Below are 13,304 nucleotides of genomic sequence, written 5' to 3'. Positions count from 1 at the left end.
GGTGGGTGGGGGAAACAGGCCCCGGTCTACTTCAGGAGGCGGGAGAGGCGGCGGTCGGCGAGGGGTTTGCCGTCGGTCTGGCATGTGGCGCAGTACTGGAGCGACGAGTCGCTGAAGGACACCTCGCGGATGGTGTCCCCGCACACCGGGCACGGCTCGCCGGTGCGGCCGTGGACCCGTAGGCCGCTCTTCTTCTCGGCCTTGAGGCGGCCGGCCGCCAGTCCTGACGCGCGGTCGACGGCCGCGCGCAGCGTGTCGGTGAGGGCCGCGTGCAGGGCGGCGACCTCCGTCTCGTCGAGGCGGGCGGCCAGCCGGTAGGGGGACATGCGGGCGGCGTGCAGGATCTCGTCCGAGTACGCGTTGCCGATGCCGGCCAGCACGGACTGGTCGCGCAGGACGCCCTTGAGCCGGCGGTTCTCGTCGCGGAGCAGGGCGGCGAGCGCGGCGGGCGTGAAGTCGGGGGCGAGCGGGTCGGGGCCGAGGCGGGCGACGCCGGGGACCTCGGCCGGGTCGCGGACGCAGTAGACGGCGAGCCGCTTCTGGGTGCCGGCCTCCGTGAGGTCGAAGCCGGCGCCCTCGGGGGTGTCGAGCGCGACGCGGAGGGCGAGCGGACCCTTGCCGGGGCGCGGCGGGGTGGCCGGGAGGTGGTCCTGCCAGCGCAGCCAGCCGGCGCGTGCGAGGTGGATGACGAGGTGCAGCTCGCCGACCGTGAGGTCGAGGAACTTGCCATGCCTGGACACCGCCGTCACCGGTTGGCCCTCGACGGCGGTGAGCGGCGGGTCGTAGGTCTTCAGGACGTGGAAGGCGACCGGCATCGCGCGGCGGACCCGGTGGCCCACGGCTGAGCCGGTCAGGAAGTCGCGCAGTGCCTCGACCTCGGGGAGTTCGGGCATGCCTCCCAGCGTAGGCCAGCGTGGGACAAACCGAACGGGCCTACGGCTGCATGGGGCCCGGGACGTCGGCGCGGTCGTCGTCGGCGTCGCGCTGCTCCTCCAGGGTGTCCAGGTAGAGCAGGGCGACCGTCAGGTCCTCCGGGGTGAGCTGGCCGTCGGCCGGGTCGGGCGGGTTGAGGGAGAGTGCGGAGCCACCGGTGAGGGCCAGGCGCAGCGGGAGGGAGCCGGCGTCGGGGCCGGCGAGCTGGCCGAGGTCGAAGGTGGCGGCGGTGAGCACGCCGTTGCGGATCTCCAGGCGGGTCTCGACGGGCCCGGTGGCGTCGGAGGCGTCGGAGGCGTCGGAGGGGGCCGGGTCGACCAGCGGCGGGAGGCCGAACCGCTCGGTCTGGGCGGTGAGCAGCGCGAGCAGCGGGGCCAGGGCGCGGCGCGCGTCGTCGGCGGCCATGGTGACGGTGACGAGCTCGGCGCCGCGCGCCTCGCCCGAGGAGCTGAGCGTGGCGTCGGAGCGCAGCGTGGTCTCCAGGGCCTCGACGAACCCCCACTGGGCCTCGGGCGTCAGCAGCTCGCCGCCGTCGACGAGGGCGCCGGCCATCCGCTCGGAGGCGTCGGCGCTGATGCCGTCGGCGCCGCCCTCGCTGAGCGCGGCCGCGTAGTCGGGGTAGCGGTCGGGGTCGATCTCGACCCAGTTGCCGGCCAGCGCGTTGCGGGCGGCGGTGAGCGAGTCGGGGAGCTGGGCGGCGTCCTCCTCCAGGCGCTGGGCGCGGGCGACGGCCGCCTCGCCGGCGTCGTAGACGTCGTCCACGACGGCCTGGGCGCCGAGCCGCACGTAGGTGTGATCCCCTATGTTCTTCACGCCCGCCACGTCCCGGCCGCCGAAGTTGACGGTCATGGCGCCGTCCAACGGGTCGTCGGGGTCGAGGTCCCGCATCTGGGTCTCGCGCTCCGGGTCGCCGACCGCGACGGTGAGCTCCAGGTCGGCCAGCAGCCTCGCCTGGTCGGCGGACGGTTGGCGGTGGCCGCCGTCCCGCGCGGCCGCGCGCTGCAGGTAGGCGTAGACCTCCTCCGGGGTCGCCTCCAGGGTGGCGCCGACCGTCAGCGCCTCCCAGGAGAGCAGCTCGTCGGCGGCGTCCGAGACCTCGAGACCGGCGCGCGCCTGCTGTATCACCTGGCAGGCGCCGGTGGTGGCGGTGAGCAGCGCGGCGCCGCCGAGGGCGGCGAGCCGCGTGAGGAGCGGTCGGTTGCTCGGGCGGGTACTGATGGCTCACTCCTGGTCGGTGGGGGCGGTGTCGAGGACACCCGGCGGCTCGTCCCGCGTCACGGGGACGCGGCACCAGTCTCCACGGGCAACGATCGAGCCCCACGTCGGAGTGCCCCCTGTGGCCGAGGCGTCACCGTCCGGTAAGCCGCTTGTTAGCTAACGGTCGCCGCCGCGTCCGTCAGTGGCGGCGTCTAGCCTTTCGGTATGGAGGAACCCCAGCGCGAGCCGTGGATCGTCGGTGTCTCGGGCGCCTCGGGAACGCCCTACGCGGCCGCGGTGCTGCGGGCGCTGCTGGCGGCCGGCGAGTCGGTGGACCTGGTGGTCAGCCGGGCGGCGCGGCTGACGCTGCTCGACGAGACGGGCGTGTCGTTCCGGGACGGGCACTGGCGGGACGACCTGCGGAGCTGGCTGGCGCGCGGGGCGGACGGCAAGCCGGACACGTATCTGGCCGCGTTGCCCGACCTGTCGGGGGACGTGGTGCGGTGCTGGCGTCCCGGGGACCTGGCGGCGGGTCCCTCGTCCGGCTCGTACCGGGCGCGGGGGATGCTGGTCGTGCCGGCCTCGACGGCGGCGGTGGCCGGGGTGGCGCTCGGCCTGTCGAAGGACCTGTTGCAGCGGGCCGCCTCGGTCACGCTCAAGGAGCGGCGGCCGCTGGTGGTGGTGGTGCGGGAGACGCCGCTCGCCGGGCAGACGCTGCGGCAGCTGGTGGCCCTGGACGAGGCGGGAGCGGTGGTGCTGCCGGCGTCACCCGCGTTCTACGCCGGGGCGAGCCACATCCAGGACGTGGTGGACTTCGTGGCCGGCCGGGCGCTGGACGCGGCGGGGGTGGCGCACGACCTGTACCGGCGGTGGCGTGGGGAGCTGGGGGGTGGCGCCGCTCGTTCGGCCCACCACTCGTAGGTGGCCAGGGGCGAATGCCTTAGATTCGTCTGTGCAATCGACCAGGGGACGAGGAAGGCTCTGTGACGATGGACGCGGTGGACAGGCAGCTCATCCAGGCCCTTCGGGAGAACGGCCGGGCGTCCTACGCCGAGCTCGGCCGTCTGGTGGGCCTCTCGGGGCCCAGCGTCACCGACCGGATCAACCGCCTGGAGGCGGCCGGCGTCATCACCGGCTACCGGGCCACGGTGGACGCCCGCTCGCTCGGGCTCGGCGTCACCGCGCTGATCGGCATCCAGCTGTCGGACTCGGTGGACCACGAGGAGGTCGCGGGCCGGCTGCGGGAGTTGGCCGAGATCGAGGACTGCTGGTTCATCGCCGGGGACGACTCGTTCATGCTGAAGGTCCGCGCCACCGACGTGGACGGTCTGGAGCGCACCATCCGCCGGCTCTCCTCCACCAAGGGCGTCTCGCGCACCAGGACCACCATCGTGCTGTCCACCAAGTGGGAGAACCGGGTCGGCGACCTGCCCGACGGGGTGCGGGCGTAGTCTCGTCGTTGTCCGGCGGTCGCCCGCCGGCGGCCGGCACGGTGGCGAGAGGGAGGCGCGGCGCATGGACGCGGGGCTCAAGCGGGATCTCGAGGAGAAGGTGCGCTCCGGGGAGCGGCTTTCCCGGGAGGACGGCATCGCGCTCTACGAGTCCGACGACCTGGCGTGGCTGGGCGGCCTCGCGCACGAGGTGCGGACCAGGAAGAACGGCGACGTCGTCTACTTCAACGTCAACCGCCACCTCAACATGACCAACGTGTGCACGGCCTCGTGCGCCTACTGCTCGTTCCAGCGCAAGCCGGGCGAGAAGGACGCGTACACGATGCGCATCGAGGAGGCCGTGCGCCTCGCCAAGGCGATGGAGAACGACCAGCTCACCGAGTTGCACATCGTCAACGGCCTGCACCCGACGCTGCCCTGGCGGTACTACCCGCGTTCGCTGCGCGCCCTCAAGGAGGCGCTGCCCGAGTCGGTGCAGCTCAAGGCGTTCACCGCGACCGAGATCCACCACTTCGAGACCATCTCGGGGCTGCCGGCGTCCGAGATCCTCGATGAGTTGATCGACGCCGGTCTGGAGTCGCTGACCGGCGGCGGCGCGGAGATCTTCGACTGGGAGGTCAGGCAGCACATCGTCGACCACAGGACCCACTGGGAGGACTGGTCGCGGATCCACCGCCTGGCGCACTCCAAGGGCCTCAAGACGCCCTGCACCATGCTCTACGGCCACATCGAGGAGCGCCGGCACCGGGTGGACCACGTGCTGCGGCTGCGCGAACTGCAGGACGAGACCGGCGGCTTCCAGGTCTTCATCCCGCTCCGCTACCAGCACGACTTCGTCGACATGAAGGACGGCAAGATCCGCAACCGGCTCCAGGCCAGGACCACCATGGCCACGGGCGCGGAGGCGCTGCGTACCTTCGCGGTCTCCCGGCTGCTGTTCGACAACGTGCCGCACGTCAAGGTGTTCTGGGTGATGCACGGGATCCAGACCGCCCAGCTGGCGCTGCAGCACGGCGCGGACGACATGGACGGCTCGGTCGTCGAGTACAAGATCACCCACGACGCGGACAACTTCGGCACCCCCGACAAGCTGACCAGGGACGACCTGCTGGAGCTGATCAGGGACGCCGGCTTCCGCCCGGTGGAGCGCAACACGCGGTACGAGGTGCTGCGCGAGTACGAGGGTCCCGACCCGGACCGTCGTGAGTCGCCCCAGCCGATGCGGGTGTGAGCGGCGTCGCCATGCGGTTGCGGTTCGTGCTCGACCCGGCGGTCACGGCGGAGCTCCGGGAGGGGCTCGCGGAGCTGTGGGCCGACGTCACCAACGCCGGCGGGGCGGTCGGCTTCGTGCCGCCGGTGACGACGGCCGACGTGACGCCGGCGCTGCGGCAGCACCTGGTGGGGATGGCCGAGGGCACCACCCGGCTGCTGGTCGGCCTGCCGGCCGGCGGCGGCGACGGCGACGGTGCGGGACGGCCGGTGGCCACGGCGTTCTTCAAGCTCAACACGCACCCGCTGATGGGCCACTGGCTGGGGCTGGGCACGGTCATGGTCCACCCCGACCTCCAGGGCGCCGGCGCCGGCCGCGCGCTGCTCGCCGCGGCGGCCTCGGCGGCCCACCGCGTGCTGCCGGGCACCACCGGCATCCGCCTCACCTGCCGGGGCGGCCTCGGCCTCGAACGCTTCTACGCGGCCTGCGGCTACCGCGAGGTGGGCCGCCTGCCGGCGGCGATCAGGGTCGCCGAGGACGACTACCGCGACGACATAACGATGTGGCTCCCGCTCGGCGCTGACCCTGCGCGGGCGGCGTCGACGGCGTCCGTGGGGGCGGGCGTCGGGGGCCGGTGAAGGCCGGCTTGGGGCCTGTGTTTCACTGGGAGGCAGCCAAAGTGGGACAAGTCAGCGTGGGACCGGGAGGTGGCACCGTGAGCCACAGCACGGAAGCGACCGAGCGGACGGCCACCGTCGGCGGAGCCGACGAGGCTGCCGCGCCGGCCGTCACCCCGGACGGCGCCGCGGTGAGCGCCAGCGAGCCCGCGGTCGCCGCCGCGGCAGCCGAGCCCGCCGCAGGCGACGCCGTGGCCGGGCCCGACGGTCAGGCGACCGGTGCCACCGTGCGGTACACGCTCGCGCGGTTCGGGGTGTTCGTGGCGTCGTTCGTCGTGATCGCGGCGCTCGCCTACGTCGGGGTGCTGCCGGAGTCGTTCGGGGCGGCGAACCCGCTGTGGATCGCGCTGTTGGCGATCATCGTGTCCGCGCCGATCAGCTACGTCGTGCTGCGGCGCCAGCGGGACGCGATGTCGCAGCAGATCGCGCCCCGGATCGAGCAGGCCAGGGGACGGCTGCGGGCCAACCAGTCCATGGAGGACGACGCCGCCTGAGGCCGGCCGGCGGAGTGATCCGCCTCACGCCCCACTGTCATCTCCCCTTTCTTCACCGGTAGTTGTGATCGGACCCATGACGTGTCCGAAACCTGGTGCTACCGTCGTGCGTGTGAACACCGCAGCCGCGCCCCTCTCTGACCCGAGCACTCTGCTCGTGGCGCGCCTGCACATCGATCTCTGCCGCTGTCTGACCGCGGCCTGTCGCTGATCCGCGTTTACCCGACGCCGATAACGGCGACCCTTCTCGCGCGCCACGTTCCCGCGCCGCGCTCGCATGTCATTCACACCTGACCGGAGTGTGCCCTGTGTCAACCCCGTCCCCCACCCGCGACGGCAGACGGCTCTCGATATCCCTGCCCCCGTTCTGGGCTCAGATCCTCATAGGCCTCGTGCTCGGCGTGCTGCTCGGCTGGATAGCCCGCGCCACCGAGGTCGAGTGGCTCGGCCGGACCCTCGACGAGATCGGTGGAAACTTCGTCCAGCTGCTGCGGCTCGCCGTCGCGCCGCTGGTCTTCTTCGCCATCGCGGTCTCCATCACCAGCCTCCGCAACGTCTCCAACGCCGCCCGCCTGGCCGGCCGGACGCTGCTGTGGTTCCTGGCCACCTCGCTGATCGCCGTCGCCATCGGCATCGTCATCGGCCTGGTCACCAACCCGGGCGACGGCACGGGCCTCACCCCGGCCGACGGCTCGGCGCCGGAGACCAGGGGCTCCTGGCTCGACTTCCTGACCGGCATCATCCCGACCGACGTCATCACGCCGTTCACCGAGCTGAACGTGCTGCAGATCGTGTTCCTCGCCGCCGCCGTCGGCATCGCCGCGCTCCAGCTCGGCGACCGGGCCGCGCCGCTGATCACCTTCGGCGAGACGGCGCTCGAACTGCTGCAGAAGGCGCTGTGGTGGGTGATCCGGCTGGCCCCGATCGGCACGGTCGGCCTGATCGGCCGCTCGATCAACGAGTACGGCTGGGACCTGCTCGGCGACTACGCGACCTTCACCGTCGACGTGTACGTCGGCTGCGCGCTGGTGCTGTTCGGCGTCTACCCGCTGCTGCTGCGCTTCGCCGCCGGCGTCGACCCGCTGCGCTTCTTCCGCGCCGCCTGGCCCGCGATCCAGCTGGCGTTCGTCTCCCGCTCCTCGGTCGGCACGCTGCCCGTGACCCAGAAGGTCACCGAGCGGCTCGGCGTGCCCCGCGAGTACGCCTCGTTCGCCGTGCCGTTCGGCGCCACGACCAAGATGGACGGCTGCGCCGCGATCTACCCGGCGCTGGCGGCGATCTTCGTCGCGGAGATCTTCGACGTCAGCCTGGGGCTGCAGGACTACGTGCTGATCGTGTTCGTCTCGGTGATCGGCTCGGCCGCCACCGCCGGCCTCACCGGCGCCACCGTGATGACCACGCTGACCCTCTCCACCCTCGGTCTCCCGCTGGAGGGCGTCGGCCTGCTGCTGGCCATCGACCCGATCCTGGACATGGTCCGCACCGCCACCAACGTGGCCGGCCAGGCGGCCGTGCCGGTGATCGTGGCGGCACGCGAGGACATCCTGGACCGCGAGGTCTACGAGCACGCCACCAGCTTCGAGATCGACGGCGTCGACGCGACCCCGGCGCGGGCCGCCGCCGCGTAGCGGCACGCCACCGCCCACCGAGTGGCCGGCCCCCCCCGGGAACCCCGGGGCGCCGGCCACTCGGCGTCGCATCGCACCCCATCTGACCTGGCCTTTTACCGTTCAGGCGGCTAAAATTCCGGTATGGAACGGGACATACGCACGGTCGAGGACGTACTGCGGCTGCTGGACGGGATGTTCGCGCCGGCCGCCGACCGCTGGGAGGACTTCTACGCCGACCGCGACCGGCCGGTGCCGTTCTTCGTCGACAAGCCGGACGAGAACCTGGTCTCCGCCCTGGACCGCGGCCTGGTCCCGCCGGGCGGCCGGGTGCTGGACCTCGGCTGCGGCCCCGGGCGCAACGCGATCCACCTCGCGCGGCGCGGCTTCGCCGTGGACGCCGTCGACCTGTCGCCGGCCGCCGTCTCGTGGGCGGCGGAGCGGGCGGCGGCGGCCGGCGTGGACGTGCGGTTCCGCGCCGGCGACGCGTTCGCCCTCGTCGGGCACGGCGAACTCGCCGGCCCCTACGACCTGATCCACGACTCCGGCTGCTTCCACCACCTGCCGCCGCACCGCCGCGTCAGCTACCTCGCGCTCCTCGACCGCGCCCTGGCGCCCGGCGGCCACCTCGCCCTCACCTGCTTCGCGGCGGGCGCCGAGCGGTCGGGGACCGAGCTGTCGGACGCCGACCTCTACCGCGCCGGCGACCTCGGGGGCGGCCTGGCGTACACCCCCGAGTCGCTGCGCCGGATCTTCGCCGACCTCGACGAGGTCGAACTGCGCCGGATGCGCGACGAGCCGGCCGACTCCCCGCGCTTCGGGGAGCCGTTCCTGTGGACCGCGCTCTTCCGCGCCGCGCCCGGGCGTCGGTCGGCGGCCGGCGGGTAGCGGTGACGACGGTGGGCGGTCCGTGCCCGTCGCCCGCCCGCCGTGCCCCCCGCGCGCCGGGGGGCTCACGGGGCGCGCTGCCCGCGCACCACGTGAACCCCCTCGGTGTGTTTGTGACCCCCCTTGTGAACGTTCCGAATTGGACCACTTACCCGCTCCACTGAGCATATGAGGGCTTCGCTTGGCTCATGGAGGGGGTTCACGATGACGGCGCCGTCACCGGACGCGAGAGAGCTGCCCATGCCGACCGCGCGACCGGTGCCGCTGGAACCCGCCGCGTTCTCCACCGCCTACCGGTTCCGGTCCGTCGCGCTGCTCGCCGACGCCCAGGACACGCCGCCGGTCGCCCGCCGCATGGCGCGGGAGACCCTGGACGACTGGGAGTTGCCCTGGCTGGTCGACGACGTGGTGCTGTGCGTCTCGGAGTTGGTGGGGAACGCCGTGCGGCACGTCACCGGTCGCCGCCGCATCGGGCTGACGCTGCGGCACTGGCCGCGCTGGCTGTTCGTGGAGGTCACCGACGAGGACCCGGCGCCGCCGCGGCTACCGTCGGGCGACCCCAGCGGGCTCGACCTGTTACCCGAGCACGGGCGGGGCCTGTTCATCGTGCAGAGCCTGGCGGACGCGACGTGGTGGGCGCCGCGTGACGCCGGGGGGAAGAGCGTGTTCTGCCGGTTCGACACCAGCGCGGGGCACGGTGCGGCGTGATGGTGTCGCGGTTCGCGGACTGGCTGCTGTCGCCCGACCCGTACGGGGGCCCGCCGATCTACGCGACGGAGTGCACCACCTGTGACGAGGCGTCCTCGGGCGCCGAGTCCCGGGAGGACCCGGAGGTGTGGTGCCTGCGCCACGCGGCCCGCACCGGCCACACGGGGTTCCGCTCGACCGTCACGACGTTCCTGCGGGCCACGCCGCGCAGCGGCCTCAGCAGCGGGCCGGCTTGAGCCAGGAGCACTCCAGGTCCGCTCCTTCGGCGACGGGAGCCGTCGTCGTGGCCGCCGGGCCGCCCGAGGTGGCCAGTGCCGTGACGACGGTGTCCTCGATGTCCTTGGGGGACGCGCTCAGATACCCGTTGAGCAGGATGCTGAACACCAGCTCCCGGCCGTCCGCCGTCGTCACATAGCCCGAGAGGCCGGTCGCGCCGGTCAACGAGCCGGTCTTGGCACGTACGTTGCCGGCCGCCGCCGTGCCGCACATCCGGGAGCGCAGCGTGCCGCCGACCATCCGGTCCGCCGCGTCTGGGGGTACCCCCAGGCCGCCAGGCCTGGGGGAGCCACCGGCAGCGCCTCGTACCACGGCCCGAACCAGGGCTCGGCGCGCACCTCGGTGAGCAGGGTGGCGAGTTCGGCGGCCGGGATCACGTTCATCCGCGACAGCCCGGAACCGTCCACCTGCCGGTAGTCGCCGGTGTCCAGGCCGAGTTCGGCCGCGTACCGCTGGACCGCCGCCAGGCCGGCCGACCAGGTGCCGCGGCCCGCCGTCGCCACGCCGATGGTCTTCACCAGCACCTCGGCGTGCATGTTGTTGGACAACTTCAGGAAGGGCACGAGGAGTTCCGACAGCGGCATGGACTCGTGGGCGGCGAGCGGCGCGGCGTCCCCCGGGGTCGTCCGGCCGAGGACCGTGTCGCCGGTGACGCGGACGCCGTGTGCCGCGAGCGCGTCGGCGAAGACGGCGGCGGCGTGCGCGGTGGGGTCGGCGACGGCGACCCAGGCGGTGGTGGGCTGGGCGCCGAGCGGGATCCGGCCGCTGACGACCACCGCGTCCGAGCCGTGCGGCCGGCCGACGGACAGGGTGTCGGGCTCGCCGGCGGCCACCGTGATGGCGCGGTTGTCCACCGGCACGTGGTCGCCGGCCGGGGTGAGAGTGACGCGCGGCGGGTCGCCGACGGCGGCGCCGGGGGCGGCCGAGACGTATACGGTTCCGGCGTCGTAGTCGGTGTCGGGGGCGACGGTCAGCGCCGAGACGCCGGCCGAGTAGTAGTCGCCCTCGCCGTCCCAGGACCAGGCGCGGCCGAGCCGGACGGAGTCGAAGCGGGTGTCGTCGGCGACCAGGTCGCCGCGGATCCTGGTGATGCCGCGGGCCGCGATCCCGGCGGCGAGGGCGTCGTAGTCCTCGGCGAGCATCGTGGGGTCGCCCGAGCCGCGCAGATACAGGTCGCCGCGCAGCTCGTCGCCGTGGACCCGGCCGGCGCCGACGGCCTCCGTGCGGTAGCGGAAGTCGGGGCCGAGGATCTCCATGGCGGCGGCCGAGGTGAGCAGCTTGGTGTTGGACGCCGGCATCAACCGGTCGTCGCCGCCGCGCTCGTAGAGCGTGTCGCCGGTGGCCGCGTCCCGGACGACGACGGAGGCGCGGGCGCCGTCGAGCCGGGGATCGGCCAGGGCGCGGTCCAGCGCCTCGGCGAAGTCGGGGGTGGCGGCGGCCTGTTCGGCGCCGGCGGGAGAGGACCAGGCCAGGGTGGTGGCGGCCAGCAGCAGGCCGGCGCCGAGGGCACCAAGCCGTCTGAGCGAGGGGGTTGGTCGCGTCATGGCGCCGAGGATGACGGAAGATTCCTTCCCCGTAAGGCGCGTTGGCGGAAAGTCACATTCCGGAAACGTGCGCGCGGGGTGGGGTGTGTTCGATTCGTGTAACCGCCACGCGTTGCCCGTCCGTGCGCGGGGAATCCGGTGAAGGAGCCGGTCAACGGGCTTTTGGCGCGGCAGAATCCGGGGCATGCCCCGGACCGGGGCCGCACCGGGAGGACCAGATGCCACAACCGAACACGCCGACCGCGACCGCGCCCCCGGGACAGGCCGTCGTCCCGCCGCGGCTGCGCGTCGAGCACGGGCGGGTGGTGCGGGCGTCGGTGCCGCCGCTGGTGCCGCCGGTCGAACAGGGCAGCTTCGCCGACGTGCCCTACGTCAACGCCTACGAGGCGCCCGACGACATCGCGTTCAGCCGCCGGCACGGCGACGGCAGCTGGTACGACGTCACCTGCGCCCAGTTCGCGACCGAGGTCACGGCCGTCGCCAAGGGCCTGATCGCGCACGGGCTGCGGCCCGGCGACCGGCTCGCCATCATGTCCCGGCCGCGCTACGAGTGGACGCTGCTCGACTTCGCCGCCTGGGCCGCGGGACTCATCACCGTGCCGATCTACCCCGGCAGTTCGCCGCAGCAGGTGCGGTGGATCCTGCGGGACGCGGGGGTGCGGGCGTGCGCCGTCGAGGGCGGCGAGGAGGCGCGGACCGTCACCGCGGTCCGGCACGAACTGCCGACGCTCGACCACCTGTGGCAGCTGACCGCCATCTCGGTCCGCGAGGGCGGCGTCCTCGGCCCCATCTCGGCCCCGGGACGCAGCCTGCCGGAGGCGGTCGTCGCCGAGCGGCGCGCGCTGCTCGCGCCCTGGCTCGCGGCCACCATCGTCTACACCTCGGGCACCACGGGACAGCCCAGGGGCTGCGTCCTCACCCACGGCAACCTCTTCGCCGAGGTCGACAACGCCATCGCGCTGCTCTACCCGATCTTCCGGCGGCTGACGGACGAGCCGCCCGCCACGCTGCTGTTCCTGCCGCTCGCCCACGTGCTCGGCCGGCTGGCCGCGATCGGCTGCGTGCGCGCCCGGGTGCGGCTCGGGCACGCGCCGAGCACCAACACCGACGACCTGCTCGCCGACCTCGCCGGCTTCCGGCCGACGTTCCTCTTCGCCATCCCCCACCTGCTGGAGAAGATCTTCAACAGCGGCCGCGCCCGCGCGGAGAAGCTGGGCCGCGGCGCGGCCTTCGACCGGGCGGCCCGCATCGCCCGCCGCTACGGCGCGGCCGCCGAGGCGCAGCAGCACGGCATGGCGCAGGGCCCGGGGATGGGGCTGCGGGCGGCCCGTTCGCTGTACGACCCGCTGGTCTACCGGCGCATCAGGGCCGCGCTCGGCGGACACGTGCGGCACGTGGTGTGCGGCGGCTCGCCGCTCGGGCGCCGGCTCGGCGCGTTCTTCGAGGGCGCCGGCATCTCGATCTACGAGGGCTGGGGCCTCACCGAGACCACGGCCGCCGCCACCGTCACCCCGCCGAACGCGCAGCGGCTCGGCACGGTCGGCTGGCCGGTGCCGGGCACGGAGGTCCGCGTCGCGCGGGACGGCGAGGTGCTGGTGCGGGGCGGGCAGGTGTTCAGCGGCTACTGGGACGCGGAGCGGCGCGAGGTGGTGCCGGCCACCGACAGCGAGGGCTGGCTGGCCACCGGCGACCTGGGCTCGTTCGACGACGAGGGCTACCTGACCATCACCGGCCGGAAGAAGGACCTCATCATCACGGCCACCGGCGAGACGGTGGCGCCGGCGCCGCTGGAGGACGCGCTGCGGGCCCACCCGCTGGTCAGCCAGTGCGTGGTGGTCGGCGACGACCGCCCCCACCTGGTCGCGCTGATCACCCTGGACCAGGACGGCCTCGCGCACTGGCAGCAGGTGATGGAACGCCGACAGCTCACGGCGGCCGAGCTGGTCTCCGACCCGGAACTCCGCCGCCACCTGCGGCGGGCGGTCGACGACGCCAACGCGGAATCCCCGGGCGGGGTGCCGATCCGTGACTTCCTGGTGCTGCCACGCGACTTCACGATCGCGTCCGGCCACGTGACGCCTTCGCTGAAGATCCGGCGGGAGGCGATCCTGCGGGATTTCGCTGGCGCGATCGAGCGGCTCTACGGGGACGCTGCCGCTGGGCCGAGCCAACCGGCGTAGCCGCCGCTCTTTTCCTGACGCCTGCGTCGCGCCTGCGGCGCGGCCGGTGCCGGTCGCCGCGGCGAGGAACACGATCTGCAGCACGTTCAGCTCGGTGAACGGCGTGATGACGTCGGTCGGGATGATGCCGGTCAGGAAG

14 protein-coding genes are annotated in these 13,304 nt (G+C 73.5%); 10 read left to right on the top strand and 4 right to left on the bottom strand.

The genetic code is table 11. The features are described 5' to 3' along the window. Positions 1-26: 26 nt before the first annotated feature. Entirely contained in the window at positions 27-893 is an 867-nt protein-coding gene (locus RNC47_RS34285; protein ID WP_311604564.1) for an Fpg/Nei family DNA glycosylase, read from the bottom strand. Between the two features lie 40 nt (positions 894-933). After that, positions 934-2,058, bottom strand: coding sequence for a hypothetical protein (locus RNC47_RS34280; protein ID WP_311604563.1), 1,125 nt, complete (start codon positions 2,056-2,058; stop codon positions 934-936). 297 nt (positions 2,059-2,355) lie between these two features. Here RNC47_RS34280 and RNC47_RS34275 point away from each other — a divergent pair, with 297 nt between their 5' ends. The 9 genes from RNC47_RS34275 (at position 2,356) to RNC47_RS34235 (ending at position 9,401) form a co-directional block, all read left to right on the top strand. Further along, positions 2,356-3,051, top strand: coding sequence for a UbiX family flavin prenyltransferase (locus RNC47_RS34275; RefSeq protein WP_311604561.1), 696 nt, complete (start codon positions 2,356-2,358; stop codon positions 3,049-3,051). A 68-nt stretch (positions 3,052-3,119) separates the two neighbouring features. After that, the gene (locus tag RNC47_RS34270) at positions 3,120-3,581 is read left to right on the top strand and encodes an Lrp/AsnC family transcriptional regulator (RefSeq protein ID WP_311604566.1); all 462 of its coding nucleotides are present in this window, start codon (positions 3,120-3,122) and stop codon (positions 3,579-3,581) included. Positions 3,582-3,645: 64 nt separating this feature from the next. After that, positions 3,646-4,812: an aminofutalosine synthase MqnE gene (gene mqnE, locus RNC47_RS34265; protein WP_311604560.1), complete on the top strand. Its 1,167-nt coding sequence runs from the start codon at positions 3,646-3,648 to the stop codon at positions 4,810-4,812. Between the two features lie 11 nt (positions 4,813-4,823). Next, positions 4,824-5,429: a GNAT family N-acetyltransferase gene (locus tag RNC47_RS34260; protein WP_311604565.1), complete on the top strand. Its 606-nt coding sequence runs from the start codon at positions 4,824-4,826 to the stop codon at positions 5,427-5,429. A gap of 77 nt (positions 5,430-5,506) precedes the next feature. Next, positions 5,507-5,962, top strand: a complete 456-nt coding sequence (locus RNC47_RS34255; RefSeq protein WP_311604559.1) for a DUF4229 domain-containing protein — start codon at positions 5,507-5,509, stop codon at positions 5,960-5,962. Positions 5,963-6,261: 299 nt separating this feature from the next. Next, positions 6,262-7,590, top strand: coding sequence for a dicarboxylate/amino acid:cation symporter (locus RNC47_RS34250; RefSeq protein ID WP_394814946.1), 1,329 nt, complete (start codon positions 6,262-6,264; stop codon positions 7,588-7,590). Positions 7,591-7,713: 123 nt separating this feature from the next. Continuing rightward, the gene (locus RNC47_RS34245) at positions 7,714-8,457 is read left to right on the top strand and encodes a class I SAM-dependent methyltransferase (protein WP_311604557.1); all 744 of its coding nucleotides are present in this window, start codon (positions 7,714-7,716) and stop codon (positions 8,455-8,457) included. 240 nt (positions 8,458-8,697) lie between these two features. Then, positions 8,698-9,165 (top strand): ATP-binding protein, encoded by a 468-nt coding sequence (locus tag RNC47_RS34240; protein WP_311604555.1) that lies wholly within the window; start codon positions 8,698-8,700, stop codon positions 9,163-9,165. Further along, on the top strand, positions 9,165-9,401 hold the full coding sequence (locus RNC47_RS34235) for a DUF7848 domain-containing protein (RefSeq protein WP_311604554.1): 237 nt from the start codon (positions 9,165-9,167) through the stop codon (positions 9,399-9,401). Before RNC47_RS34240 ends, RNC47_RS34235 begins: the two co-directional genes overlap by 1 nt. Here RNC47_RS34235 and RNC47_RS37785 read toward each other — a convergent pair. Both RNC47_RS37785 and dacB read right to left on the bottom strand, forming a co-directional pair. Then, complete coding sequence (locus RNC47_RS37785) at positions 9,382-9,654, bottom strand: D-alanyl-D-alanine carboxypeptidase (protein WP_449657363.1); 273 nt, start codon at positions 9,652-9,654, stop codon at positions 9,382-9,384. The genes RNC47_RS34235 and RNC47_RS37785 overlap by 20 nt on opposite strands. Beyond that, positions 9,603-10,985: a D-alanyl-D-alanine carboxypeptidase/D-alanyl-D-alanine endopeptidase gene (gene dacB / locus RNC47_RS34230; RefSeq protein ID WP_449657362.1), complete on the bottom strand. Its 1,383-nt coding sequence runs from the start codon at positions 10,983-10,985 to the stop codon at positions 9,603-9,605. Before dacB ends, RNC47_RS37785 begins: the two co-directional genes overlap by 52 nt. Positions 10,986-11,203: 218 nt before the next feature. On the opposite strand from dacB, the gene RNC47_RS34225 reads away from it, so the two are divergent. Next, on the top strand, positions 11,204-13,165 hold the full coding sequence (locus RNC47_RS34225; protein WP_311604553.1) for an AMP-dependent synthetase/ligase: 1,962 nt from the start codon (positions 11,204-11,206) through the stop codon (positions 13,163-13,165). The last annotated feature ends 139 nt before the right edge of the window (positions 13,166-13,304 follow it).

It is taken from the genome of Streptomyces millisiae (assembly GCF_031845425.1).
Classification (GTDB): domain Bacteria; phylum Actinomycetota; class Actinomycetes; order Streptomycetales; family Streptomycetaceae; genus Streptomyces; species Streptomyces millisiae.
The sequence above is the reverse complement of the archived record's forward strand: the minus strand, read 5'-3'. Positions and strand labels throughout refer to the sequence as shown.